Annotated in this window: 28 protein-coding genes; 11 read left to right on the forward strand and 17 right to left on the reverse strand. The window is 72.1% G+C overall.

Annotated elements, in window-relative coordinates; all coding sequences use genetic code 11:
• The first annotated feature begins 143 nt into the window (after positions 1-143).
• On the forward strand, positions 144-500 hold the full coding sequence (locus AY578_RS14845; protein ID WP_258902627.1) for a GIY-YIG nuclease family protein: 357 nt from the start codon (positions 144-146) through the stop codon (positions 498-500).
• A 256-nt stretch (positions 501-756) separates the two neighbouring features.
• Here AY578_RS14845 and AY578_RS14850 read toward each other — a convergent pair whose 3' ends face one another.
• Entirely contained in the window at positions 757-1215 is a 459-nt protein-coding gene (locus AY578_RS14850) for an SRPBCC family protein (protein ID WP_161230928.1), read from the reverse strand.
• A gap of 161 nt (positions 1216-1376) precedes the next feature.
• Between AY578_RS14850 and AY578_RS14855 the strand changes: the two genes are divergently transcribed.
• Positions 1377-2039: a Type 1 glutamine amidotransferase-like domain-containing protein gene (locus AY578_RS14855; protein ID WP_258902629.1), complete on the forward strand. Its 663-nt coding sequence runs from the start codon at positions 1377-1379 to the stop codon at positions 2037-2039.
• 20 nt (positions 2040-2059) lie between these two features.
• Positions 2060-2497, forward strand: coding sequence for an RDD family protein (locus AY578_RS14860; protein ID WP_258902631.1), 438 nt, complete (start codon positions 2060-2062; stop codon positions 2495-2497).
• A gap of 186 nt (positions 2498-2683) precedes the next feature.
• On the opposite strand, the gene AY578_RS14865 is transcribed toward AY578_RS14860, so the two are convergent.
• The 8 genes from AY578_RS14865 to AY578_RS14900 all read right to left on the reverse strand — a co-directional run bounded on the left by AY578_RS14865 (position 2684) and on the right by AY578_RS14900 (position 8207).
• Positions 2684-3133 carry a DUF4234 domain-containing protein gene (locus tag AY578_RS14865; protein ID WP_258902632.1) on the reverse strand — a complete coding sequence of 150 codons (450 nt, stop codon included), beginning with the start codon at positions 3131-3133 and terminating at the stop codon, positions 2684-2686.
• A 165-nt stretch (positions 3134-3298) separates the two neighbouring features.
• Positions 3299-3505, reverse strand: a complete 207-nt coding sequence (locus AY578_RS14870) for a hypothetical protein (RefSeq protein WP_258902634.1) — start codon at positions 3503-3505, stop codon at positions 3299-3301.
• Positions 3506-3627: 122 nt separating this feature from the next.
• Entirely contained in the window at positions 3628-3939 is a 312-nt protein-coding gene (locus tag AY578_RS14875; protein ID WP_258902635.1) for a type II toxin-antitoxin system Phd/YefM family antitoxin, read from the reverse strand.
• Positions 3940-3997: 58 nt separating this feature from the next.
• The gene (gap, locus tag AY578_RS14880) at positions 3998-4996 is read right to left on the reverse strand and encodes a type I glyceraldehyde-3-phosphate dehydrogenase (RefSeq protein WP_137210874.1); all 999 of its coding nucleotides are present in this window, start codon (positions 4994-4996) and stop codon (positions 3998-4000) included.
• A 111-nt stretch (positions 4997-5107) separates the two neighbouring features.
• Positions 5108-6064: a GlxA family transcriptional regulator gene (locus tag AY578_RS14885; RefSeq protein ID WP_258902636.1), complete on the reverse strand. Its 957-nt coding sequence runs from the start codon at positions 6062-6064 to the stop codon at positions 5108-5110.
• A 138-nt stretch (positions 6065-6202) separates the two neighbouring features.
• Entirely contained in the window at positions 6203-6586 is a 384-nt protein-coding gene (locus AY578_RS14890) for a molybdenum ABC transporter substrate-binding protein (protein WP_234008108.1), read from the reverse strand.
• 62 nt (positions 6587-6648) lie between these two features.
• Positions 6649-7404, reverse strand: coding sequence for a nucleotidyl cyclase domain-containing protein (locus tag AY578_RS14895; protein WP_258902637.1), 756 nt, complete (start codon positions 7402-7404; stop codon positions 6649-6651).
• Positions 7405-7460: 56 nt separating this feature from the next.
• Positions 7461-8207, reverse strand: coding sequence for a hypothetical protein (locus AY578_RS14900; protein WP_161230916.1), 747 nt, complete (start codon positions 8205-8207; stop codon positions 7461-7463).
• A 110-nt stretch (positions 8208-8317) separates the two neighbouring features.
• Here AY578_RS14900 and AY578_RS14905 point away from each other — a divergent pair, with 110 nt between their 5' ends.
• A complete protein-coding gene (locus tag AY578_RS14905; RefSeq protein WP_161230915.1) occupies positions 8318-9016 on the forward strand; it encodes a Crp/Fnr family transcriptional regulator in 699 nt (232 codons plus the stop codon).
• 35 nt (positions 9017-9051) lie between these two features.
• Here the strand turns inward: AY578_RS14905 and AY578_RS14910 are convergent, their stop codons facing one another.
• Positions 9052-9474, reverse strand: a complete 423-nt coding sequence (locus AY578_RS14910) for a PTH2-like family protein (protein WP_161230914.1) — start codon at positions 9472-9474, stop codon at positions 9052-9054.
• Between the two features lie 49 nt (positions 9475-9523).
• Between AY578_RS14910 and AY578_RS14915 the strand changes: the two genes are divergently transcribed.
• Entirely contained in the window at positions 9524-10354 is an 831-nt protein-coding gene (locus AY578_RS14915; protein WP_258902638.1) for a helix-turn-helix transcriptional regulator, read from the forward strand.
• Positions 10355-10405: 51 nt separating this feature from the next.
• Here the strand turns inward: AY578_RS14915 and AY578_RS14920 are convergent, their stop codons facing one another.
• The 3 genes from AY578_RS14920 to mshA all read right to left on the reverse strand — a co-directional run bounded on the left by AY578_RS14920 (position 10406) and on the right by mshA (position 13176).
• Positions 10406-11212, reverse strand: a complete 807-nt coding sequence (locus AY578_RS14920; RefSeq protein WP_019523980.1) for a hypothetical protein — start codon at positions 11210-11212, stop codon at positions 10406-10408.
• Positions 11213-11333: 121 nt separating this feature from the next.
• Entirely contained in the window at positions 11334-11846 is a 513-nt protein-coding gene (locus AY578_RS14925) for a type III secretion system chaperone family protein (protein WP_019523981.1), read from the reverse strand.
• Complete coding sequence (gene mshA, locus AY578_RS14930; RefSeq protein WP_019523982.1) at positions 11839-13176, reverse strand: D-inositol-3-phosphate glycosyltransferase; 1338 nt, start codon at positions 13174-13176, stop codon at positions 11839-11841. The genes AY578_RS14925 and mshA overlap by 8 nt, the downstream gene beginning before the upstream one ends.
• Before the next feature lie 220 nt (positions 13177-13396).
• Between mshA and AY578_RS14935 the strand changes: the two genes are divergently transcribed.
• The 3 genes from AY578_RS14935 (at position 13397) to AY578_RS14945 (ending at position 17205) form a co-directional block, all read left to right on the forward strand.
• Positions 13397-14218 (forward strand): class I SAM-dependent methyltransferase, encoded by an 822-nt coding sequence (locus AY578_RS14935; RefSeq protein WP_258902639.1) that lies wholly within the window; start codon positions 13397-13399, stop codon positions 14216-14218.
• A gap of 204 nt (positions 14219-14422) precedes the next feature.
• Positions 14423-15526 (forward strand): C40 family peptidase, encoded by a 1104-nt coding sequence (locus AY578_RS14940; RefSeq protein ID WP_136238275.1) that lies wholly within the window; start codon positions 14423-14425, stop codon positions 15524-15526.
• Between the two features lie 335 nt (positions 15527-15861).
• Entirely contained in the window at positions 15862-17205 is a 1344-nt protein-coding gene (locus AY578_RS14945) for a PP2C family protein-serine/threonine phosphatase (protein ID WP_258902640.1), read from the forward strand.
• A gap of 101 nt (positions 17206-17306) precedes the next feature.
• On the opposite strand, the gene AY578_RS14950 is transcribed toward AY578_RS14945, so the two are convergent.
• From AY578_RS14950 to AY578_RS14960, 3 genes are all read right to left on the reverse strand, one after another.
• Complete coding sequence (locus tag AY578_RS14950) at positions 17307-17639, reverse strand: DUF2516 family protein (protein ID WP_078504549.1); 333 nt, start codon at positions 17637-17639, stop codon at positions 17307-17309.
• 195 nt (positions 17640-17834) lie between these two features.
• Positions 17835-18467: a hypothetical protein gene (locus tag AY578_RS14955; protein WP_019523987.1), complete on the reverse strand. Its 633-nt coding sequence runs from the start codon at positions 18465-18467 to the stop codon at positions 17835-17837.
• A gap of 79 nt (positions 18468-18546) precedes the next feature.
• Positions 18547-19038: a helix-turn-helix domain-containing protein gene (locus tag AY578_RS14960; RefSeq protein ID WP_019523988.1), complete on the reverse strand. Its 492-nt coding sequence runs from the start codon at positions 19036-19038 to the stop codon at positions 18547-18549.
• A 323-nt stretch (positions 19039-19361) separates the two neighbouring features.
• Here AY578_RS14960 and AY578_RS14965 point away from each other — a divergent pair, with 323 nt between their 5' ends.
• Both AY578_RS14965 and AY578_RS14970 read left to right on the forward strand, forming a co-directional pair.
• Positions 19362-20450 carry a MerR family transcriptional regulator gene (locus AY578_RS14965; RefSeq protein WP_136238277.1) on the forward strand — a complete coding sequence of 363 codons (1089 nt, stop codon included), beginning with the start codon at positions 19362-19364 and terminating at the stop codon, positions 20448-20450.
• A gap of 73 nt (positions 20451-20523) precedes the next feature.
• Positions 20524-21390: a GNAT family N-acetyltransferase gene (locus AY578_RS14970; protein WP_161230911.1), complete on the forward strand. Its 867-nt coding sequence runs from the start codon at positions 20524-20526 to the stop codon at positions 21388-21390.
• Here AY578_RS14970 and AY578_RS14975 read toward each other — a convergent pair.
• The gene (locus tag AY578_RS14975) at positions 21368-21580 is read right to left on the reverse strand and encodes a hypothetical protein (RefSeq protein WP_019523991.1); all 213 of its coding nucleotides are present in this window, start codon (positions 21578-21580) and stop codon (positions 21368-21370) included. The two genes, AY578_RS14970 and AY578_RS14975, sit on opposite strands and share 23 nt — an antisense overlap.
• A gap of 81 nt (positions 21581-21661) precedes the next feature.
• Here AY578_RS14975 and AY578_RS14980 point away from each other — a divergent pair, with 81 nt between their 5' ends.
• Positions 21662-22291, forward strand: coding sequence for a DinB family protein (locus tag AY578_RS14980; RefSeq protein ID WP_215188578.1), 630 nt, complete (start codon positions 21662-21664; stop codon positions 22289-22291).
• The last annotated feature ends 1 nt before the right edge of the window (position 22292 follow it).

A 22292-nucleotide genomic window follows, 5' to 3' on the forward strand; every position in this document is an offset into this window, starting at 1 on the left:
GTACGTGGGGTCGGAGAGCCATGCGCCCGAGGCCGTCTGTGGGCCGTCCGACGCCACCCGAGGAAGACCAACGCTGACAGCCAGCGACGTCTTCTGAGCTGGTGGCAGCGTTGGTCATCCTCGACTTATCAGGTAGGTAAGGCTTGAATCACTTCCTGCGCAAGCGAGTGCGCTACCACTACCGGGGCAACGCGGCCGGCTCGACTCTGCGCCTCACCCTCGGATGTCTGCTCGGAATGGAGCTGCGCCGCGTGGGCAGCGGCAAGCGGATGACCTTCGGCAAGGCCGGCGAAGCCACCCTGAGCCAGTGGATGGCGGACAACGCGCGAGTCTGCTGGATCGAGCGGAGCGAACCGTGGGACCTGGAGTCGCAGCTCATCTCTCAGCTCGACCTACCACTGAACCTCGACCAGAACCGTCACAACGCGTTCCACACCCGCCTGAAGGAGCTACGGGCCCAAGCACGCCAGCGAGCGCGGGAGCTGCCAATCAGCTCGTAGTCCTGGCCGACGGGTCTTTGTCTGGGCCGTCTCTGGGCCGTCCGAGGCTGCTCGGCAGCGACCAATGACGACCATCAACGACCACCAGGCGCACAAGCCCACCGCCCCTGAGCAGCGAAAACGCAGGTCACCAAGATCCCCGGCAAGACCCAGGGCAAGAAGAAGTAAGGGTCGTAAGGGCCTACGCGTAAGCCCCCTGCCTGCGGGTTCTCCGCCAGGAGGGGGCTTTTCGCTGTAGTCCGTTGCCGCTGGGCCGTCAGGCGGGGCGGGTCAGGCGGTTCGTCAGGACACGCGCCCGGGATCGCTGGACCTTTCGCGCCTGGGAAGCGGCGAAGCGCAGCAGGCCCAGGGGTGTCCGCAGGCGGAGGGTGTCGGTGACGACGCTGCCGGCCCCGTCGCGGTCGATGACGAAGCGGTAGCTCATGCGGACCCCGCCGGGGCTACGGACCTCGCCGGAAACCTCGGCGGAGTACGGGAGGCCGTCAGAGGCGGCGGCCAGCGTGACGTCGATGAGGTTGTCGTGCCGCACGACGCCCAGGAAGCGGAAACGCTCCACGGCCGTGTAGTGCACGGTGCCGCCGTCACGCCGCACGTCGCGGACGGCGACGACGAGCGGCGACAGGCCGACGTAGTGCGACGGTTCGGCCAGGTGCGCGAAGACCTCCTCCGGCGGCGCGGCGATCTCGAACGAGTGCTTGAGCTCGGTGGACGGCACCTCGGCCCCTCCTCGATACGGCACGCCTGCACGGTGATCCTGCCATCGCCCCTATATGAAGCGGCAGAAGCGGCAGCCACGCTCTTCCGGGACCGCGATGAGTTCCGGCACGTTCCGGAGTCCTCAGGTGCGTCCATCTTCCGCGCGCACCTGGAGGCACCTTGAAGCTCTTGCTCACGTCGGGCGGCGTCACGAACCCGAGCATCCGGTCGGCACTCGTGCAGCTCCTCGGCAAGCCGATCGACGAGTGCCACGCCCTCTGCATCCCGACGGCACAGTGGGGTCACCCGATGTGCGGTCCGGCATCGGTACGGGGCTTCGTGGCTGCCGAGCCACGGTGGCAGCACCTGACCGGTCTGGGCTGGGGGTCGCTCGGCGTCCTGGAACTCACCGCCCTGCCGACCATCGGCACGGAGCGGTGGGTCCCCTGGGTCCGGGACGCCGACGTCCTCCTGGTCGGCGGCGGCGACGCGACCTACCTGTGCCATTGGATGCGGGAGTCCGGGCTGGCGGACCTGCTGCCGTCGCTGCCGGACACGGTCTGGGTGGGAGTGAGCGCCGGAAGCATGGTGATGACACCTCGCATCGGCAGGTACTTCGTCGAGTGGCCGTCCGCCCCGGACGACCGCACCCTGGGAGTCGTCGACTTCTCGATCTTCCCGCACCTGGACGCGTTCCCGGAGAACACCATGGCCGACGCGGAGCGCTGGGCCGCGGACCTCGGCGTCCCGTCCTACGCCATCGACGAGCAGACGGCCGTCAAGGTCGTCGACGGCACGGTCGAGGTGATCTCCGAAGGACGGTGGAAGAAGTTCGGGGCGTAGCGGCACATAGGCTGAACCGCATGATCGAGGGTCCCGCACGCACAGCTCCTCCGGAAGCCGCAGCGTCCGAGGGGCGTCGTCTGTGCGCCGTGCTGGTCGACGGGGTGACCGGCCTGCTGGCCGGTCTCGCGATCGGAGTCGCGGCAAGCAGGTCCCCGGGCTGGCCCACACCTTGGGTGGCCGGTCTGGGCGGTGCCCTCGCCGTGTCCTTGGTCAATCACGTCCTCGTGACCTGGGCTACGCAGCGAAGCCTGGGAAAGCTGGCCGCCGGCCTGCGGGTGGTGCGGGGCGCCGACGGCGGACGGCCTCAACTGCCCGCACTGGCACGGCGGTGGATCTACGGTCTCGGCTGGATGCTGTTCGCCGTACCCCTCCATGTCGCATCGGACAGCGACATCCGGCAGCAGGACGCGTGCGGGCTGCGTATCGTCCGCCGCACGTCCGGTGGGAGGGTCTGAGGGGCGCCTGAACGTCAGAACGGGCGTTGGGGAGAGCGTCCCTCAGGGCGTTGTCCGGGCACCCGTTGCTGGACGGCCGTGCCGCCACTCGTACGCGCCGGGGGACGTCTTGACCACGGTTCTCCTGAGGCAGCTCGGTCCACGGCACCCGGGAGGGCGGATGCCGTGGACCGAAGAGGGGGTGGGTCAGGCCGCCAGGGGGACCTGCGTGCCCGGAGCCGCGCCCGGGTAGGCCTCGGTCACGCGGTTCAGTTCTCGCTGCATGTACCAGACGTTGATGCCGAAGACGAAGGCCAGCCAGGTGCTCGCGGCGGGGCTGCACGTGACCTGGAGGCCTGCCGCGCGCTGCGCGTTCGCGATCGCCTTGCCGGTGTTGTGGAACGAGATCAGCGGGGCGATCAGGGTCCAGCTCAGGAAGAGCAGCACCAGCGTGCTGCCCGCGGGGCTGAGGTCCTGACGGCGGTCGTGCTCGTTCAGCTCCTTGTGGATCTTGTAGTACCAGACCAGCTGGTAGATGCCGAGCGTGATGATCGGCAGACCCAGCCACACGGCGACGGGGCCGCGGCGCTTCATGGCCAGTCCGGACAGGGGGGCCGCGGCGTTCGGACCGGGCTCGGTGGGCTGTGTGTCGGCCATGGCGGCGCTCCAGGTGCGGGTGCGGAGTGATGCACTGATGCGTACTGATCAGTACTGATCTCGGGCCGCGCCAGCATGGCAAGAAGTGAGCGCTACGTGAAGATCCGTGATGCTTTCATCAATACTTTTGTCACGCCATCGTGATCAAGTTCCGCCCCGCCGAGGTCAGACGCGCGTGCGCCGGGCGCGGAGGTAGCGGGTGCCCAGGGCCGTCAGGGCGGCGAGGGTGACGAGGCCGGTGGCCAGGTTCACCACGAGGGGGGCCTGGGCAACGGACGCGACGAGGTTGGCCACGCCGCTCACGGCCACGACGGTCCACAGGGCCGTGTGGGTCGCGGAGTTGTCGGAGGCCTTGGGGTGGGTGGTCGTCATGGTGGCTGCTCCTGGCGGGAGTTCGGACGTCGGTTCCGTGGTCTCCACGCTAGGGAGCGGGGGGTTCGGGGTCGCCCCGGCGAGCACCCCTCTTCGCGGTACAGCAGGCTGTACCGTCCGCCTCAGCGTTCGTGCGGCACGCGCGGGCGGCTGACCGGGACGACGGTGAGGAGGCCGTCCAGCCCCTCGTAGGTGTCCGCCGTGGCGTCCTGGCCGGCGCGGAACGTGTCGAGGTCGATCGCGGGGGCGGTCTCGGACATCGCGGCGAACTCCTGGCGCGAGACGAACCGACGGCGCCCGCGCATCGGCACCAGCTGGCCGACCAGGTGGCCGTCACGCGTGACGGTGAACGACTGACCGCTCTGCACGGCGTCCATGATCTCGCGGTACCGGTTCCGCAGATCCCGCTGGGTGATTTCCGGCTGAGGGCTCATCCTCACGACGGTAAGCAAGGCGTGGCACCTGGTGCCACGCCTTGCCGTGAACCTACGCTCAGCCCCGCGCCAGCAGCTCCAGCGTGTCGATCACCCGGTTCGAGAAACCCCACTCGTTGTCGTACCAGGCCACCACCTTGATGTGCCGGCCGTCGACGCGGGTGAGGGCCGAGTCGAAGATGGACGACGCCGGGTTGCCGGTGATGTCCGAGGAGACCAGCGGGTCCTCCGAGTACTCGAGGACGCCGGCCAGCGGGCCCTCCGCGGCCGTGCGGTACGCGGCCAGCACCTCGTCGCGCGTCACGTCGCGGGAGACCGTCGTGTTCAGCTCGACGATCGACCCCACCGGCACCGGCACACGGATCGAGTCGCCGGACAGCTTGCCGTCGAGGTTCGGCAGCACCAGGCCGATCGCCTTCGCGGCGCCCGTCGTGGTCGGCACGATGTTGACGCCGGCGGCGCGGGCGCGGCGCGGGTCGCGGTGCGGGCCGTCCTGGAGGTTCTGCTCCTGCGTGTAGGCGTGCACGGTCGTCATGAACCCGTGCTCGATGCCGGCCAGGTCGTCGAGGACGGCAGCCAGCGGCGCGAGCGCGTTGGTGGTGCAGGACGCGTTGGAGACGATGGTGTGCAGCTCGGCGTCGTACGCGTCGGTGTTCACGCCGTACGCCAGCGTCACGTCCGCGCCGTCCGAGGGCGCGCTGACCAGTACCTTCCGCGCGCCCGCGTCGAGGTGGGCGCGGGCGGCCTTCGCCGAGGTGAAGCGGCCGGTGGCCTCCAGCACGAGGTCGACGTCCAGCTCGGCCCAGGGCAGCTGGGCCGGTTCGCGCTCGGCCAGCACCTTGATCCGGCGGCCGTCCACGACGAGGGTGTCGCCGTCGACGCTCACCGGGCGTCCGAGGCGCCCCGAGGTGCTGTCGAAGGCGAGCAGCCGGGCGAGGGCGGCCGGCTCGGTCAGGTCGTTGACGGCGACGACCTCCAGGGCGGTGTCCCGCTCCAGCAGGGCACGGAGCACGTTGCGTCCGATGCGGCCGAATCCGTTGATGGCGATGCGAGTCATGAGTGGTGTCCCTTCCTCTCGCGACCCAGGCTCGCGCGCCGTCGCCGCCGCTGACAGTGGCGGGATCGCCATGGTTCACAAGGATCCTGCCAAGCCGCCGAGAACCGCGGATCACTCGCCTCGCGTGAACGTCCGCCGGTACTCGCTCGGCGTCGTGCCGAGGATCCGCTGGAAGTGCAGCCGCAGATTCGCCCCGGTGCCGAGCCCGGTGTCGGCGGCGATCTGCTCGACGCTGCGCTGCGAGCGTTCCAGCAGCTCACGGGCCAGGTCGACGCGGGCCCGCATCACCCACTGCATCGGCGTGTACCCGGTCTCCTCCACGAACCGCCGGGAGAACGTCCGCGGCGACACCCCCGCCTGCCGCGCCAGCACCTCCAGGGTGAGCGGCTCGCCCAGCCGGTGCAGCGCCCACTCGCGCGTCGCCGCGAACCGCTCGCCCAGCGGCTCGGGCACGCTGCGCGGCACGTACTGGGCCTGGCCCCCGCTGCGGTACGGCGCCGCGACCAGCCGCCGGGCCGCGTGGTTGGACGCGGCCACGCCGAGGTCGCCGCGCAGGATGTGCAGGCACAGGTCGATTCCGGAGGCGGCGCCCGCCGAGGTGAGCACGCTGCCCTCGTCGACGAACAGCACGTTCTCGTCGACGTGGACGCGCGGATGCCGGGCCATGAGGGCGCGTGTGTAGTGCCAGTGCGTGGTGGCGCGCCGCCCGTCCAGCAGGCCGGTGGCGGCCAGCGCGAACGCGCCCGTCGAGATCGCGGCGAGCCGCGCGCCCCGCTCGTGCGCGGCGACCAGCGCGTCGACCACGGCGGGCGGCGGATCCTCACGGTCCGGGAAGCGGTACCCGGGCACGAAGACGATGTCGGCCCACGCCAGCGCGTCGAGGCCGTGCGACACGGCGTACGCGAGACCGTCCCCGCCGGTCACCAGGCCGGGCGCCGCCCCGCACACCCGCACCTCGTACGGCATGCTCGCGCGGGTCGTGAAGACCTGCGCGGGAATCCCGACGTCGAGCGGCTTCGCGCCCTCGAGCACCAGGACGGCGACACGGTGGAGGCGGGGTGCGGGCACGGAAAAAGCGTACGCGGCGCGCCACCTCGTCCAGCCTCGCCCGGTCGTGACCGCCCCGTTCCGCCACCCGAGGGCGGGCGGGCGGAACGGGGCGGTGGACCCGGACCGCTCGGGCGGCTGCCGGAGCCGCCGTCCGGTTCACTCGGGCAGAGAGAACGAGCCCGAGCCCAGTTGGTGGCCGCAGAGGGCGGCGACGTTTCGCGTGGCCTCGCTGAGTTCCAGTTCGGACGTCGAGTCGGAGTCCGCTATGGACTCCAGCCGTTCCGCGTCGGCGGACAGATCCTCCGGCCCCTCGTACCGGCCGGCCACGTCGGCGAGGTCGCCCGCCGCTGAGAACACCGGGTTGCCGAACACCTGACCGATACCCAGCCGGTTACCCAGCGAGTCGTACTTGTCGCAGACCTCCTCCTGGGTCGTCGGCCCCGTGGAGCACCCGGCGGTCGTCGCGGTGAACAGCCCCGCGACGACGAGGGCCGCAGCGACGCGTCGTAAGCGCAGGACGTGGTGTGTCATCTCTCGCATGCCTCTCCTTGTCGCCGTCCCGCCCCGCGGTCGGAGCGGTCCGAATGCCGTGCGACGGCCTCTCACCGCGTGCCCCGGTCCCAACGGCGCCGCTGCTCGGGCTCCATGGTCACGTGGGCGTCTCCCCCGGCGACGACCGCGCCGTCCATGTACACACTTCGGCCCGCGCTGACGGACACCCCGCCGTGGCCGGCGCCGTCCCGCCCGTCGCGCGTGCCGGGCTCGGACTCCCCGGCGATCCGGAGGGCGCAGGCGGGATCACCCGGCACGTGCAGATACGCCCGGGCCCTGGTCTCCTTGACCTGGAAGGTGACGGGGTGGAACGTCGCCGGCTCCACGCCCGGGAGACCCGCGCGGACCACCGCGTCGTGAACGGCCTCGGAGACCAGGACCGCCGTGTCGCCCGTGGCCTCGTCGAGTGCCTGGCGCAGCGGCGCCCCGTCGCACAGGCGGAAGACGTGGTTCACCGCGTTGCCCGCGAAGCCGTGGCGGTCGCGGTGCACGGAACCCTCATGGACGGCGATCCTCAGCCGGAGCAGCGGGTCGCTGCGCCTCCTGCCGCCCAGCCCGTTCTCCAGCCGCGGCAGCACGTCGGTGAACAGCGTTCCCGGCGGCAGGGCGGGGTCGGGGGGTATGACGACCAGCACCCCGTCCCCTCGGTCCTCGTGACGGCACGCCCCCCACAGTTCTTCGGTGAACGCCGACTTCATCTCGGCGTAGAGATCGCTGCGGGCGCGCAGCTGCGCGTGGTCACTGCGTGAACTGAACTCCTTGATGTCGGCGAAGAGGAGCTGGGAGTGCTGGGCATGGCTGATCACAGCGGGGTCGCATTCTGTCGGAGGTGGCGCCGGCCGCGGGCCGGCGAGGACGCGGACTATGTCGTCGGGATCTGGAAGGCGCCGCAGCGCAGTTCCTGGCTCCTCGCGTCGACCAGCGAGAGGAAGATGCCGACCCGGCAGAGCTTCAGCAGTGCGTAGTCGCTGGAGTCGACCTGCCAGCGCCCGCCGGTGTGGACGAGCCGTACGGTGCCTTGGCCCTTGCCCTTCCAGCTGAGCATCACCTGGGCGCCGGTGGCGGTCTTCTCGGGCTCGCCCAGGCCGATCTCGTCGACCCGTTCGCGGTAGGGCGCTGACTTCTCCGAGAACACCGAGCCCATCGTGCTCTCGCACGCCCCGTCCCCCGGCGCCACCAGGTGGCACCAGGACGCGGCGTCCCCGAGCCGCTCGGCTTCGCGGGTCTGCTCGACGGTGTGCCCGGCGCCGGTCAGCCCCTCCTCGTTCACGACGGAGAGGTCGACCCCGGACCCGTCGCCGGAGCCCAGCGAGATTCCGCCCCAGGTCGCTCCGGATATCAGAACGATTCCTGCGATTACGGCCACCGGGTGCGCGTAAGCCCACTCCTGGGCCCTCTTGACGATCGTGACGTTGGTCTCGTGCGTGACGTTGGTCTCGTGCCGGTCGCCGAAGTGCGCGTTGTCACCCATACGCAGATCACGGCCGGCCACGGCTCCGTTGACGGTGACGTCGCGGTCGGACCGCATGTACACCCCGTACGGTGCGCCGCCCGCGTCCTGTTCGTCGTCCGGGTTGCGGCGCTGCGGAGGCTGCTGCTCATCGAGCATCTGTCATACCTGTCTACTCATGTGGCGATACCGCACATGAGAGCAGCACTCAGCTGAACAAAATGAGGCAACTGCCTCTCAACGACAGGTGACTTCGGGACACTGCCGAAGTGAGGCACACGACGTTCTGGGACTCGCTCGACCACGACGAACGCAAGGCCATGGAACGTGTCGGCCGCGTCCCACGGGACCCTTTCGAAGCCGGTGACACCATCCTGCGGCAGAGCGACCACGCCGACCGGGCCGCGCTGATCATCAGCGGGAAGTGTCGCGTGCTGTGGCACGGAGAGCACAACCGCACGACCTACCTGGCCACCCGACGGGGCGGTGAACTGATCGGCGAGATGGGCGTGCTCGACGGAGGTCCCCGGACCGCGACCGTCGTCGCGCTGCAGCAGACCTACGTCCGCTGGTACGGGAGTGAGGCGTTCCTGGGACTGCTGGCCGAGTGTCCCGGGATCCTCCAGAAGGTGTTCCTGTCCGTCTGCACGCGGCTCAAGGAGTCGGACCACCACCGCATCGCCATCGCGAGCGCGCCCGCACGGCTCCGGCTCGGCCGCCTGCTCGTACGGCTCGCGGAGGTCGAGGGTGTTCCCACGGCCCAGGGCATCGAGGTCAGGGTGACGCAGACGGAGCTGGGCGACTGGACCGGCATGGGCCGCGAGGCAGCCGGAAGGCGGGTCAGAGAGCTGCAGAAGCTCAGTTTTGTCGCTGACGCCCCGGCGCGGTCACGCGTGACCGTGACCGATCTCCCGGCGCTGCGCCGGTACGCCTTCGGCTCCGGGGACTCGGACAGCACATCCGCCTGACCCGGCCGTGCCGCGCAGTGGCCCGTGGACCGACCTCACGGATGCATCCGCGCCCCCTTCAACACCTTGTCCACCGCGTTCCTCGGCCCGTGGACCGCGAGACCCACCAGGTCCAGGTCCGCAGTACCGACGGCCCGGACCGCCGCGCGGTTGGCGTCGTCGTGGCCGGTGGCGAAGAGGTCGGAGGTGAAGACCGCGCGGGGCAGGGCGCGGGAGAGGGCGCGTTCGTGGGCCGCCTTCAGGGTCTCCTTGGCGCCCTGGAAGACCAGCACCGGCTGGCGGAACATCGGCAGGTACGGCACGCCGTCCGCGTCCTCGTACGGCTGCCCGATCAGTTCGGGGACCTGTGTGCCCAGGCCGCTGACCAGGAACGCGGTGACGTTGAGGCGCTGCCAGGACTCCAGGTCCTCCCGCAGCAGGACGGCGATCTTCGTGTCGAAACGGGTGCTCGTGCTCATGCCTCGAGACTCCCGCCCGGGTCCGCCCCGCGTCTTGTACGTTGTTTGCATGCCCGCCCCGGCATCCCTTCCTCCGGCAGCCCCGCCCCCGGCCACGGTCAGCGCCTGGCGGCCCTCCGTCCCCGGCGTCGTGGAGGTGTTCCACGCCCGGTTCACCGAGTACGCCTACCCGATGCACGTCCACGACGCCTGGACGCTGCTGATCGTCGACTCCGGCGCCGTGCGGTACGACCTGGACCGGCACGAGCACGGCACCCCCAACGACACGGTGACCCTGCTGCCGCCGCACGTCCCGCACAACGGCGAACCCGCGACCGAGGAGGGCTTCCGCAAGCGGGTGCTGTACCTGGACTCCAGCCGGCTCGGCGACGACCTCATCGGGGCCGCCGTGGACCGCCCCGACCTGCGCGATCCCCTGCTGCGGCGGCGGGTCGGGCAGGTGCACTCCGCGCTGGTGCGGCCGGGCGACGAACTGGAGGCGGAGAGCCGGCTGACGCTGGTCGGTGAGCGGCTGCGCGAGCATCTGCGGTCGCGGGAGCCTGCCGCGCCCCGCCGCCCCGACCCGGTACTGGCGCGGCGGCTGCGGGAGTTGCTCGACGCGCGGGTGGCCGACGGGCTGACGCTGGCGGAGGCGGGGGCCGAGCTGTCGGCCCATCCCGCCCATCTGGTACGGGCGTTCAGCACCGCGTACGGCATCCCGCCGCACCAGTACCTGATGTCCCGTCGGGTCGGGCGGGCGCGGCGGCTGCTGCTGGAGGGGTGGCCGCCGGGCGACGTCGCGGCCGCATCGGGCTTCTACGACCAGGCCCACCTGACCCGGCACTTCCGCCGGCTGGTGGGGGTCACTCCGGGGCGGTACCGGAGCGCGGAACGCCCGTGAGCAAGCACGCCGTCGGGGGTCCGCACGCGCGAACCCCCGGCGGAGCGCTGGTCACTTCACGTCGACGTAGTCCGCCGCCGACGTCGCCCCGCCGGTCGTGGTCGTCTGGCCGAACATCCAGCGCCAGTAACCGTCCGCGGTCGCCTTCACCGTGGTCTTCAGCGACCCGCTGGAGTTCGCCCGCACCGTCTTGACCGCCGTCCATGCGGTGGTGCCCGCCTTGCGGAACTCGAGCCGGGCCGCCTTGCCGCCGTAGGCGGAGTAGGCGCGCCTCGCCCAGTCGACGCGCGTCAGCTTGCCCGTGACGGTGAGCGTCCTGTTCCTGACCACCGGCTCCGGCGACGCGTTGACCGTGGCCCGGGCGGCCCGCTTGACCTGGAGGGTGGCCGAGCTGTTCAGGTACTCGTGCTTGATCTTGCCCTTCACGTCCAGGAGGGCGACGAACGCCAGCTTCCACGTCGTGGCGTCCGCGGCCGAGTCGAGGTTCTCGCGGGGCCGGATACGCAGCGCCCCCTCGCAGTTCGCGGCGCGCGAGCCGTCCTCGTTGCACGTGATCATGTCGTGGTGGAAGACCTGGTTGCCCGGGCCCTCGTAGGCCTTGACCGCCGTCGTGCCGTGGTACATGAACGGCATGGCCGACGCGGTGCTGATGGTGTGCCCGGCGGGCCAGGTCACCCGGAAGCTGATCGTCGGGTACTTCGTCTCGGTGGTGCCCACCACGATGGGCTTGCCCTTGTTCACGACCACCTTCGACACCTTGATGCCGGTGTCGGCGGCCTGGGCGGGCTGAGCGGTCAGCACCCCGAGGGCGATCGTTCCGCCGAGCACCGCCGCCAGGGCGGATCTGCCAGTGCGCATGCACGTCCTCTTCATGCATGGGGCCCCTGTGTCCGGGGCCCGGATCGCGGCAGGCTAACAGCCCGGTTCCGTACGCCAGTTCGGACCCCCATCACAGTGCGGGCGCACACGTCCCGGGAAGTCAGCCCTCCGAAGGCCGCTCCAGCAGATGCGTGAACGCGTCCAGGTTGCGGGTGGACTCGCCGCGTGAGACGCGCCAGGCGTACTCCTTGCGGATCGCTGACGCGAACCCCAGTTCCAGCAGGGTGTTGAAGCTGCCGTCGGCGGCCTCCAGGACCTGGCCGAGCAGCCGGTCCAGCTCCTCCGGGGTGATCGCGGGCAGCGGCAGGCGGCCGGTGACGTAGATGTCGCCGAGCGGGTCGACGGCGTAGCTCACGCCGAACAGCTTGAGGTTGCGCTCCAGGAGCCAGCGGTGGACGCCGGCCTCGTTCTCGTCGGGGTGGCGGATGACGAAGGCGTTGAGGGACAGGGTGTGCCGTCCGACGATCAGGGAGACCGTCGTGGACAGCTTGCGGGTGCCGGGGAGTTTCACCACGTAGTTCCCGGGGGCCGGGCTCTCCCACTCCAGCTCGGCGTCCTTCAGCACGCCCTCGACGACCTGTGCCGCCCGCTGCTCCGCTTCCGTGTCAGCCATGGTGGGAGCGTACGTGACGGCGGTGGGCGTGGGTCGCGGCCGTGTACACGTCGGCCGTGGCGGCGGCCGCGGTGTCCCAGCCGAAGTTCTGGGCGTGCCGGGCGGCGGCCTCGCCCATGCGTGCGGCGAGCTCCGGCCGGTCGGCGAAGTCGCGCAGCACGCGCGCGTACGCGGCCGGGTCGTGGCCTTGGATCAGGAAGCCGGTCTCCCCGTCCCGCACGGCGACCGGGAGGCCGCCGACCGCCGCGGCGAGCACCGGGGTGCCGGACGCCTGCGCCTCTATGGCGACCAGCCCGAACGACTCGCTGTACGACGGCATGACCAGCACGGACGCGGCGCGGAACCAGTCCGCGAGCTCCTCCTGCCCGACCGGCGGGTGGAAGTGGACGACGTCGGCGATGCCGAGCCGCGCGGCGAGCTTCTGCAGCCCTTCCGGCTTGGCGAGGCCGCTGCCGCTGGGGCCGCCGACGACGGGCACGCAGATCCGGGAGCGCAGCTCGGGTCGGTCGGCGAGCAGCACGGCGACCGCGCGCAGCAGCACGTCGGGGGCCTTGAGGGGCTGGATGCGGCCGGCGAAGAGCGGGATCAGCGCGTCCTGCGGCAGGCCTAGGCGGGCGCGGGCGGCGGCGCGGCCGTCGGCTGGGCGGAAGCGGTCGAGGTTCACGCCGGGGTGGACGACGGCGACCTTGGCGGGGTCGGCGCCGTAGTGGTGGACGAGCTCGCCGGCCTCCTCGGAGGTGTTGGCGATCAGCCGGTCCGCGGCGGCGACGATCTGCGTCTCGCCGATCACGCGCGCGGCGGGCTCGGGTGTGTCGCCGTCGGCGAGGTTGGCGTTCTTGACCTTGGCCATGGTGTGCATGGCGTGCACCAGGGGGACGCCCCAGCGCTGCGCGGCCAGCCAGCCGACGTGCCCGGACAGCCAGTAGTGGGAGTGGACCAGGTCGTAGTAGCCGGGGCGGTGTCCGGCCCAGGCCTGCATCACGCCGTGGGTGAAGGCGCACAGCTGGGCGGGCAGGTCCTCCTTGGCGAGGCCCTCGTAGGGGCCCGCGTCGACGTGCCGGACGAGGACGCCGGGCGCGAGTTCGACGACGGGCGGGAGGGCGGCCGAGGTGGCCCGGGTGAAGATCTCCACCTCGATGTTGATCGCGGCGAGGCGCTGGGCCAGCTCCACGATGTAGACGTTCATGCCGCCCGCGTCGCCGGTGCCCGGCTGGTGCAGCGGCGAGGTGTGCACGGAGAGCATCGCCACGCGGCGGGGCCTGCGGTGCAGCCGCAGGCGCGGCGGTACGGCGGGGGAGCGCCGCCCGAGCCTCGCGATGTACTGGCTCACGTGGCGTTCCTCCTCGCTGCGGGCACGGCTGGGAGAGGGCGTACGACCCTCGGCGACGTCAACATCGGAACATTGCGTTCCCATTTCCGTACGGCGCGGTCGTCGGCGGTCTTTACCGAATCATTGCCTTGTCTAGCTCAACCGTTCGACTGCGTGGTGCGTGCCCGTGTCGGCGCACGCGCCGCGATCCGGGGGCGGGTACCCCCGTACCCTCGTCCTCATGACACCGCGTCCCGCCTCCGCCCCCGTGGGCACGGTGACGCGCGGCACCACCAACCCCAACCGGCTGCGCCGCATGGACCGCTGGATCGCGGCCGCGCACGGCGCCGAGCTGCGCCGCGCCGCCGACCCCCTCGCCGTCGACCTCGGCTACGGCGCGGCCCCCTGGACCGCGCTGGAACTGCTGCACCGGCTGCGCACGGCGGCGCCCCGCACCCGGGTGGCGGGCGTGGAGATCGACCCGGCCCGGGTCGCCTCGGCACGGCCGTACGAGCGGGAGGGGCTGGTGTTCCTGCGCGGCGGCTTCGAGATCCCGGTCGCGGGCAGCCCGGTCCTGGTCCGCGCGGCGAACGTGCTGCGCCAGTACGACGAGGGGGAGGTCGCCGGCGTGTGGCGGCGGCTGTGCGCGCGGCTCGCCCCGGCCGACCCGGCGGCCGGATCTCGCGGCGGGCTGCTGGTCGAGGGGACCTGCGACGAGATCGGACGCCGGCACGTGTGGGTCGCGCTCGGCCCCGAGGGACCGCGCACGGTGACCTTCGCGACCCGGCTCGGCTCCCTGGACCGCCCCTCCGACCTGGCCGAACGGCTCCCCAAGGCGCTCATCCACCGCAACGTCCCCGGCGAGCCGGTGCACGCCTTCCTGCGCGACTTCGACCGCGCCTGGGCCGCCGCCGCGCCCTACGCCTCGTACGGCGCGCGCCAGCGCTGGGTCCGCGCGGTGCGGGACCTCACGGCCGACTGGCCGGTGACGGACGGTCCGGCGCGCTGGCGGCAGGGGGAAGTCACCCTGCGGTGGGGGGCGTTGGCGCCACGCGGGTGGTGAGGGCGCCGGAGGCGGTGCCTCCGCATTCAGGTGCGGGAACGATCTCCCCCGGCCGTTCGTCACACCGACCGGGATGACGGTCGTACAGGGACCAGCGGGACGCAAGGGGCGTTGTCCACACCCCCTGTCGTTTCTCGCCCATTAATGGCAGCATCCCCCCGGCAGCGAAAAGTTACTGACGATTAACCAGGCGGGGGTGCACGCATGGGGGCAGGCAAGCGCGGAGTGCTGACGGCGGCCGTGACCGTGGTCTGCGCGGTCACCGTACTGGCCGTGCCCGGTACGGCGTTCGCGGCGCCCACTCCCCCGCCCGGCCCGGGCGCGACGGCGAGCGTCACCGTGGTCACCAGCGACGTGGAGCTCGAGGCCGTCCGCAAGAAGCTCGACAAGCTCTACCACGCGGCCGCCAAGGCCACCGACGAGTACAACGCGGCCGAGGAGAAGGCCAGGCAGCAGACCGCGCAGGTCGTGCGGCTGGCGAAGAGGATCACCGAGGGCCGGGAGAAGCTGGACGACCTCAAGAGCCGTGCGGGGGCCGCGGCCGCCGCGCAGTACCGGAGCGGCGGGCTGCCGCCCGAGGCGCACCTGGTGCTCAGCGACGACCCGCAGGAGTTCCTCGACGGCGCCGGCCGGGTCCGCCAGGAGCAGCACGCGACCAAGGGCCTGATCGGCGAAATGACCCGCACCCAGCGGGACTTGGAGCAGTACGCCGAGGACGCCCGGGAGCAGATGCGCAAGCTGGAGGCGGGCCGCAAGGTCAAGGCCGCCGCCCAGAAGCGGATCGAGAGGCAGATCAAGGCCGCCGAGAAGCTGGAGGCCGCGCTCGAGCAGGAGGAGAAGGAGCGGCTGGCGAGGCTGGAGCGGCAGGCCGCCGCCCGCGCCCAGGCCACCTGGCTGAGCTCCGGCGTCCTCGATGCGCTCTCCTCCGAGGCGACCCCGCAGGGCCGCAAGGCCGTGGCGTACGCCACCGCGCAGATCGGCAAGCCCTACCAGTGGGGCGCCGAGGGCCCGAACACGTTCGACTGCTCCGGGCTCACGTCACAGGCGTGGCTGGCCGCCGGGAAGACGATCCCGCGCACGTCGCAGATGCAGTGGCAGCACCTGAAGCGCGTCGACGTCAAGGACATGCGGCCCGGCGACCTCATCATCTACTGGGCCGACGCCAGCCACGTCGGGATGTACGTGGGCGACGGCGTCATGGTCCACGCGCCCCGTCCCGGCCGGACGGTGACGCTGGCCGGGGCCGGTTCGATGCCGATCCTGGGCGTCGTACGGCCCGATCCGGACGCGGAGCGACACCCTGAGTGACGTCCGGGGGTGGTGTCCGGCGGCCCCAACGGCCGCGTGACACGGGCCACGTGACCCACCGCACGTGGATCTCGTGACCAACGCCCCGTGGACGTGACGTTCGTCATCCCCACAGCATCTCCGGCCTGTCCAACTGCGGTAGCAAACGCGGCATATGACAGCGGCCGTTGGCCGGGCGGCGTGGTTCGCACCATTCCGCTGCGGCGCGGTCACCCGCTATGGTCCCCGTTCGAAGGGGCAACCCCTGCCCGCTCAGATCAGACACACGCGGGGGGGACAGGCCGAGATCCGTCGCCCCCGCCATGCCCTCGGGGGGAGGGAAGGAACCCGGAACAATGCCCGCACCCGTACCGCGGCAGAGAGCGATCCCGGCCGCGGAAGGTGGTCAGGGGACGGTCGCCGCACCGAACGAGTCCGCACAGGAGCTGCCCGAGAACCGGACGGCGGCCGCCGACGCGGCCACCCCGGCCGGCGCCGAACCGGCGAAGGCCACGACGACCACGACACCCGCACAGCTGACCCTGCTGCTCATCGAGAACGACCCGGGCGGCACGCCGATCGTGCCCGACCTGCTCGACCGGGCGGGGCGCCCGATTCGCATCCGCACCGCCCGCAACCTCACCGAGGCCGAGCGGCTGCTCACCGACGACGTCCACTGCATCCTGCTGGACCTGGCGCTGCCCGCGCCCGGCCGGGCGGACGACGGCGACGAGCTGGCCGTCCTCCGGCACGTCCTGGAGCTGGCGCCCCGGCACGCCGTCCTCGCCCTCACCGGCGCGGACGACACCGAGCGCGGCGCCGAGGCCGTACGCGTCGGCGCGCAGGACTATCTGGTCCGCGACGAGCTGGACGGTCGGCTGCTGAGCCGCGCCATCCGCTACGCGGTGGAGCGCAAGCGGTCCGACTCCGCGGAGCGGCGGCTGGCCGAGGGCCGGCTGCGCGCCCAGGAGAACCGCCGGCTCGAGCGCGGCCTGCTGCCGACGCCGCTGCTGGACGGCTCCCCGCTGCGGTTCGCGGCCCGCTACCGGCCCGGCCGCTCGCGCGCCCTGCTCGGCGGCGACTTCTACGACGTGGTCCGCACACCCGACGGGACCGTGCACGCCATGATCGGCGACGTCTGCGGGCACGGCCCGGACGAGGCGGCGCTCGGCGTGGAGCTGCGCATCGCCTGGCGGGCGCTGACCCTGGCGGGGCTGTGCGGGGACCAGCTGCTGAGCACGCTGCAGCAGGTGCTGGAGCACGAGCGTCCGGACGACGAGATCTTCGCGACGCTGTGCACGGTGGACATCGCGCCGGACGGCCGCCGGGCCGGCCTGTGCCTGGCCGGCCACCCGTCACCGCTGCTGGCGCGCCCAGGCATGCCGGCACGGCTGCTGCCGTACGAGAACAACGGACCCGCCCTCGGGCTGCTGCCCGGCGCGCGCTGGCCGCGGATGCAGGTGGAGCTGGGCGCCGAGTGGAGCCTGATGCTCTACACCGACGGCCTGATCGAGGGCCGCGTCGGCGACACCGGCGAGCGGCTGGGGCAGGACGGCATGGTCGACCTGATCCGCCGCAGGCTCTCCGAGGGGTTGCGCGGGGAGGAGTTGCTGCGCACGGCGGTGAATGAGGTGCGCGACCTCAACGGGGGCGAGCTGACGGATGACGTCGCCGTCCTGTTGCTGGACCGGACGCGCTGATCGCCGTACCGGCACGGTTTCGGGGCGGCTGCGGGCCGTCGTGGGCCGTTCGCGCGGTTCCCCGCGCCCTTGAAGGGGCACGGGGAACTGGGTACTTCCGCTCAGCGACCGCCGTTGTACGGGCCGTACGGGCCGTCGCTGCTGGAGCCCCTGCGGGCCCGGCCGCCTCCGGGGAGCGACCTGAGGGCCGGGCGGACGTCGACCATGTACACGATCGTCGCGATCAGGCCGATGATCGGCAGGAACGACAGGATGTTGAAGATCAGGCTCACCACGAAGGCGAGACCCAGGATGATCAGCCAGAACGGCTTGGTCTTCTTGTCCGCCGCGCGGTAGGCGTCCTCACGGCGCGTGGCGGCATCGATCAGCGCGAAGCCGCTGAACACGATCAGGGCCAGGTTCAACAGCCACAAGAAGTTAGCGAAGCCCTGCATCAGCACTACGTCCACCACCCGTAATCGGCTCGTCCACCGCGCCGTCGTCCTTGCCGCGCCGCCGACGGGCGCCACGTCGTCTTTCCGCCGTCACCGTACCCGCATCCGCCGGCCGGCTACCCGATGAACGGGCCGGGCACCGCGTAAGTGCCCGGCCCGTGCCGTTCGTCCCGCTTCAGCGGGGTGCGGCGCCGCTCACTTCGCGGGCGGCGTCGTCTTCTTCGCCGTGGCCTTGCGGGCCGCCGGAGCCTTCTTCGGGGCGGCCGGCTTCTTCGCGGCGGCCTCGGCGGGCTTGACCTCCGTGACCTTGGCCTCGGCCGGCTTGGCCTCCGCCGTCCTGGTCTCGGCCGGGGCGGCGGCGGGCTTCGGCTCGGCCGGCGGCTCGACGGCCACCGCGATGTCCTCGATGCCCTCGGCGGCCTCGCCGCGCCAGGTCTTCACGGCCTGCTCACCGTGCTCGGCGAGCTTTTCGTAGGTCTCGCGGGCCTTGACCGCGTACTCGGCGGCGACGCCCACGCTGCGCAGTGCCAGGTCCTGGGCGGTCTCGCCGAGCTTCTTCAGGTCGGTGTCGATCGTCCCGAACAGCTCGTTGGCCTTGGTCTGCAGGGTCTCCTGCGTCTCGCGGACCCGGACGGTCACCCGCTCCTGGACGGCCTTGGGGTCGGTGTTGCGCACGGCCTCGATGCGGGCCGGGGCCTCGGTGCGCAGCTGCTCCACCAGGGCCGGCACCTTCTTGGCCTGCTGCAGCGCCAGATCGGCGGTGCCGGCGGCGAAGTAGAGCGGCTTGGGGTCGCTGAAGGTCTTGCGCAGGTCGTCGGTGATGGCCATGGTGATGGTCCTCCCGGATGTCGTTTCTTCGGCTGAGGGTCTGTGTGGTCCGTGGCGGGCGTCCGGCGCCCTGGCCGGCTCAGCCGGCCGTCCGCCGCGGACCGTTGTCGTCGCCGCCGGCCTCGTGGCCGGGGCGCTCGGCGGGTCTGCCGCCCTTGCTGATGGAGCCCTCCGTACCCGGCTCGGGCCCGACGGGATCCACCTCACCGTCCTCGGTGCCCCCGAATCCGTTCTCCTTGCGGAAGGACTCGTAGATCTGGAGGAGCACCTGCTTCTGGCGCTCGTTCAGCGTGGGGTCGGCGAGGATCACGGCGCGCGTCTCGACCTCGTCCCGGTCGCGCTCGGCGTCGAGGATCCCGGCGCGGACGTACAGCGTCTCGGCGGAGATGCGCAGCGCCTTGGCGACCTGCTGGAGCACCTCCGCGCTGGGCTTGCGCAGCCCGCGCTCGATCTGGCTCAGATACGGATTGGACACCCCGGCGGCATCGGCGAGCTGCCGCAGCGACAGCTGCGCGTTGCGCCGCTGCTCACGCAGATACTCACCGAGTCCGCCGACGTTCAGGGATGCCATATCCCCACCATGACGCACCCCGCTAACAATTGCAAGCACCCTGCTTGCAAGAGTGCGCTAGCTCTCCCGGCGGGCTGTGCGACGGGTGAAGGTCACCGGTTCCATCCGCGTGCCGGACCTGGCCCACGGCTGGGCGGCCACCCCTCCGAGGTGGTCGAAGCCGGCCGGCGGATCACCGCCGAGGTGGTCGTCGTCGACACGTGTTCCGGGCAGGTCGCACTCTCTCTGACGGGTGCGGGAAGAATCGCTGTTGACCTTCACCTTGGGGCAGCGCCCAGCATCGGTGGGGCCGGGCGTTCGGCCCGGTACGAGGAGGGACACGCATGGAGCTGCTGACCATCGGAGCGTTCGCGAAGGCGTCCCGGCTGTCGCCGAAGGCGCTGCGGCTGTACGACGAGCTCGGTCTGCTGACTCCCGCCCGCGTCGACCCGGACACCGGCTACCGCCGTTACGCGCCCGAGCAGCTGGAGCAGGCACGGCTGGTCGCCTGGCTCCGGCGGCTGGGCATGCCGCTCGCCCGCATCCGGCAGGTGTGCGCCATGGGACCGGGCGAGGCGGCCGGCGAGATCCGCGCGTACTGGGCGCGGGTCGAGGCCGACACGGCCGCGCGGCGGGACCTGGCGGCCTTCCTCGTCGACCATCTGACCGGGAAGGACCCCACCATGTCCCGCACCACCGCACCTCTCGCCCTCCGCTACGCCGCCCTGTCCGACACCGGCCGGGTCCGCCCGAGCAACCAGGACACCGCCTACGCGGCCTCCCGCCTCCTCGCCGTCGCCGACGGCTTCGGCGGCAAGGGCGCCCTCGCCGGCGCGGCCGCCGTCGACGCGCTGCGAAGTCTGGAGTCGGAGACCGTCCCGGCAGGCGACCTGCTCAACGCGCTCGAGGACGCCCTCGGCCGCGCCGAACGGGCCGTGCACGGAGTCTCCGCCCCCGACGACGGCATCGGCGGCGACGACTCCGACGCCGGCACCACGCTCACCGCGATGCTGTGGACCGGCTCGCAGCTCGCGCTCGTCCACATCGGCGACTCCCGCGTCCATCTCCTGCGCGACGGGGAGCTGTTCCAGATCACCCACGACCACACGGTGGTGCAGTCGCTGATCGACGAGGGGCGTCTCACTCCCGAGGAGGCCGTCTCGCACCCGCAGCGGTCCCTGCTGCTCCGCGCCCTGGGCCGGGGCGCCGACTCCACGCCCGACCTGCGGCTGCACGACGCCCGCGCCGGCGACCGCTACCTCCTCTGCTCGGACGGCCTGTCCACGGTCGTGCCCGCCGGGGACATCCACCGCGTGCTCACGGACGCCCCCGAGCCCGAGTCGGCCGTCCGTGAACTGGTCGACCTGGCCAACGCGTCGGGCGGCCCGGACAACGTGAGCTGCGTGGTCGCGGACGTGGTGGCACAGGCGTAAGCGTTCCGGCCACCCGTCGGCGGGATCGGCGCGAACCCCCGCTCGCCCGGTCCCGCGTCCGGCACGATGAGGCATGCTCCCGGACCACTGGCACTTCACCACCGACGTCGAGGACTTCCTCACCCGCGCCGGCGCCTTCCTGCGCTCGCGCCCCGCCCTCCACACCACCCCGCTCACGGACATCGCGAAGCTCCGCCTTCCCGGCGCGGGCGACTTCGTCCTCGGCCGCCTGGAGACGGAGGGCGAGGTCCGCGCGGTCTGCTACCTCACCCCGCGCGGCCGCCTCGGCCTCACCCCGCTGACCGCCGACGACGCCGGCGCCCTCGCCGCCCGCCTGTCCGCCCTCGGCCACTCCCCCGCCCAGGTCATCGCCGACCAGGAGACCGCCGACGTCTTCGCCTCGGCCTGGCAGGGACACACCGGTGCCGTGCCGAAACTGTTCTGGCACACGCACCTCTACCGCCTCGGCACCCTCACCCCGCCCCGGCCGCACCCCGAAGGCCGGGCCCACCTCGCGGGGGAGGCCGACCGCGAGCTCGTGGTGCGCTGGTGCCGGGAGTTCTGCGTCGACGTCGGCGAGCAGCCGTCCATCGATCTGATCGACGCGGGCGCGTGGGACCGGTCGCGCTTCGGCGACCGGCACTTCACCTTCTGGCGGACCCCGGACGGCACCCCCGTCTCCATGGCGGCCGTCACCTCGGTCACCGGCGGCATGGTCCGCGTCGACCCCGTCTACACCCCGTCCCGCTTCCGCGGCCACGGTCACGCGGGCGCGGTGACGGCCGCGGTGAGCCGGGCCGCGCGGGAGGCGGGCGCCACGGACGTCGTCCTGTTCGCCGCCCCGGCCAACCCGACCAGCAACGCCCTCTACCAGCGCCTCGGTTACGTCCGCCTCACCGACTGCGCCGGCTACCGCTTCACGTACGACGCCCCGGCGTGAGGCGGTCGGAAACCCGGTGGCCTCCGGGGCGGCCGGGGACCACACTGCCGGTGCCGGGGTGGACGGCGAAGCCGATGCCGAGCAGGCCGCCGACCGGCCGGTCGAGCACCTTCCGCCACGGCTTTGGTGCCGCCATGACGGGTGCGGAGAGGTAACGCTCGCGGATCTTCCGCTGGTGGTCCGTGATCACGCCCCGAGGATCCTGTGCGCGGCATCCCGGCGCAACTCAATTGGGCGGACGAGGACGCCCCGTGCCGACACACTGATCCCCATGACGTACTCCGATCCCGCCAAGGCTGACCTGCACCGCTATCTCCAGGAGGCGCGGGACGCCCTGCTCTGGAAGCTGGAAGGGCTGGCCGAGTACGACGTGCGGCGGCCGCTGACACCGACCGGGACCAATCTGCTCGGGCTGGTGAAGCATGCCGCCGGGGTCGAACTCGGGTATCTCGGCGACACGTTCGGGCGTCCCTCGGGCGAGCCGCTTCCGTGGCTGGCGGAGGACGCCGAGGTCAACGCGGACATGTGGGCCGCCCCTGACGAGACGCGTGACGCCATCGTGGAGCTGTACCGGCGGGCCTGGGCGCACGCGGACGCGACGGTCGAGGCGCTGCCGCTGGACACGACCGGCACGGTGCCGTGGTGGCCCGAGGACCGCGCCGAGCTGACCCTGCACCACGCCGTCGTCCGGGTCATCGCCGACACCAGCCGGCACGCGGGCCACGCCGACATCCTGCGCGAGCAGCTGGACGGCGCGACGGGCGAGCGGCCGGGCGCCACCAGCATCCCCTCGGACGACCCCGCCTGGTGGGCGGCCTACCGCGACAAGCTGGAACGGGCGGCGCGGGAGGCCGCGGGGCCGGGAGGCGGCCCCGGCCCCGGCACCCACGTCACCCCCTGAC

This window comes from Streptomyces thermocarboxydus (assembly GCF_024760485.1).
GTDB classification, from domain to species: Bacteria; Actinomycetota; Actinomycetes; order Streptomycetales; family Streptomycetaceae; genus Streptomyces; species Streptomyces cellulosae.

Excerpts from the sequence above, each read along its gene's own strand:
- AY578_RS14925 (WP_019523981.1), bottom strand. The coding sequence starts at position 11,846 with ATGGCTGACACGGAAGCGGAGCAGCGGGCGGCACAGGTCGTCGAGGGC.
- AY578_RS14870 (WP_258902634.1), bottom strand. The coding sequence starts at position 3,505 with ATGACGACCACCCACCCCAAGGCCTCCGACAACTCCGCGACCCACACG.
- AY578_RS14890 (WP_234008108.1), bottom strand. The coding sequence starts at position 6,586 with ATGCGAGAGATGACACACCACGTCCTGCGCTTACGACGCGTCGCTGCG.
- AY578_RS14860 (WP_258902631.1), top strand. The coding sequence starts at position 2,060 with ATGATCGAGGGTCCCGCACGCACAGCTCCTCCGGAAGCCGCAGCGTCC.
- AY578_RS14900 (WP_161230916.1), bottom strand. The coding sequence starts at position 8,207 with ATGCTCGATGAGCAGCAGCCTCCGCAGCGCCGCAACCCGGACGACGAA.
- AY578_RS14920 (WP_019523980.1), bottom strand. The coding sequence starts at position 11,212 with ATGCGCACTGGCAGATCCGCCCTGGCGGCGGTGCTCGGCGGAACGATC.
- AY578_RS14875 (WP_258902635.1), bottom strand. The coding sequence starts at position 3,939 with ATGAGCCCTCAGCCGGAAATCACCCAGCGGGATCTGCGGAACCGGTAC.
- AY578_RS14950 (WP_078504549.1), bottom strand. The coding sequence starts at position 17,639 with ATGCAGGGCTTCGCTAACTTCTTGTGGCTGTTGAACCTGGCCCTGATC.
- AY578_RS14970 (WP_161230911.1), top strand. The coding sequence starts at position 20,524 with ATGCTCCCGGACCACTGGCACTTCACCACCGACGTCGAGGACTTCCTC.
- AY578_RS14955 (WP_019523987.1), bottom strand. The coding sequence starts at position 18,467 with ATGGCCATCACCGACGACCTGCGCAAGACCTTCAGCGACCCCAAGCCG.
- AY578_RS14915 (WP_258902638.1), top strand. The coding sequence starts at position 9,524 with ATGCCCGCCCCGGCATCCCTTCCTCCGGCAGCCCCGCCCCCGGCCACG.
- AY578_RS14935 (WP_258902639.1), top strand. The coding sequence starts at position 13,397 with ATGACACCGCGTCCCGCCTCCGCCCCCGTGGGCACGGTGACGCGCGGC.
- AY578_RS14980 (WP_215188578.1), top strand. The coding sequence starts at position 21,662 with ATGACGTACTCCGATCCCGCCAAGGCTGACCTGCACCGCTATCTCCAG.
- gap (WP_137210874.1), bottom strand. The coding sequence starts at position 4,996 with ATGACTCGCATCGCCATCAACGGATTCGGCCGCATCGGACGCAACGTG.
- AY578_RS14910 (WP_161230914.1), bottom strand. The coding sequence starts at position 9,474 with ATGAGCACGAGCACCCGTTTCGACACGAAGATCGCCGTCCTGCTGCGG.
- AY578_RS14940 (WP_136238275.1), top strand. The coding sequence starts at position 14,423 with ATGGGGGCAGGCAAGCGCGGAGTGCTGACGGCGGCCGTGACCGTGGTC.
- AY578_RS14965 (WP_136238277.1), top strand. The coding sequence starts at position 19,362 with ATGGAGCTGCTGACCATCGGAGCGTTCGCGAAGGCGTCCCGGCTGTCG.
- AY578_RS14865 (WP_258902632.1), bottom strand. The coding sequence starts at position 3,133 with ATGGCCGACACACAGCCCACCGAGCCCGGTCCGAACGCCGCGGCCCCC.
- AY578_RS14945 (WP_258902640.1), top strand. The coding sequence starts at position 15,862 with ATGCCCGCACCCGTACCGCGGCAGAGAGCGATCCCGGCCGCGGAAGGT.
- AY578_RS14960 (WP_019523988.1), bottom strand. The coding sequence starts at position 19,038 with ATGGCATCCCTGAACGTCGGCGGACTCGGTGAGTATCTGCGTGAGCAG.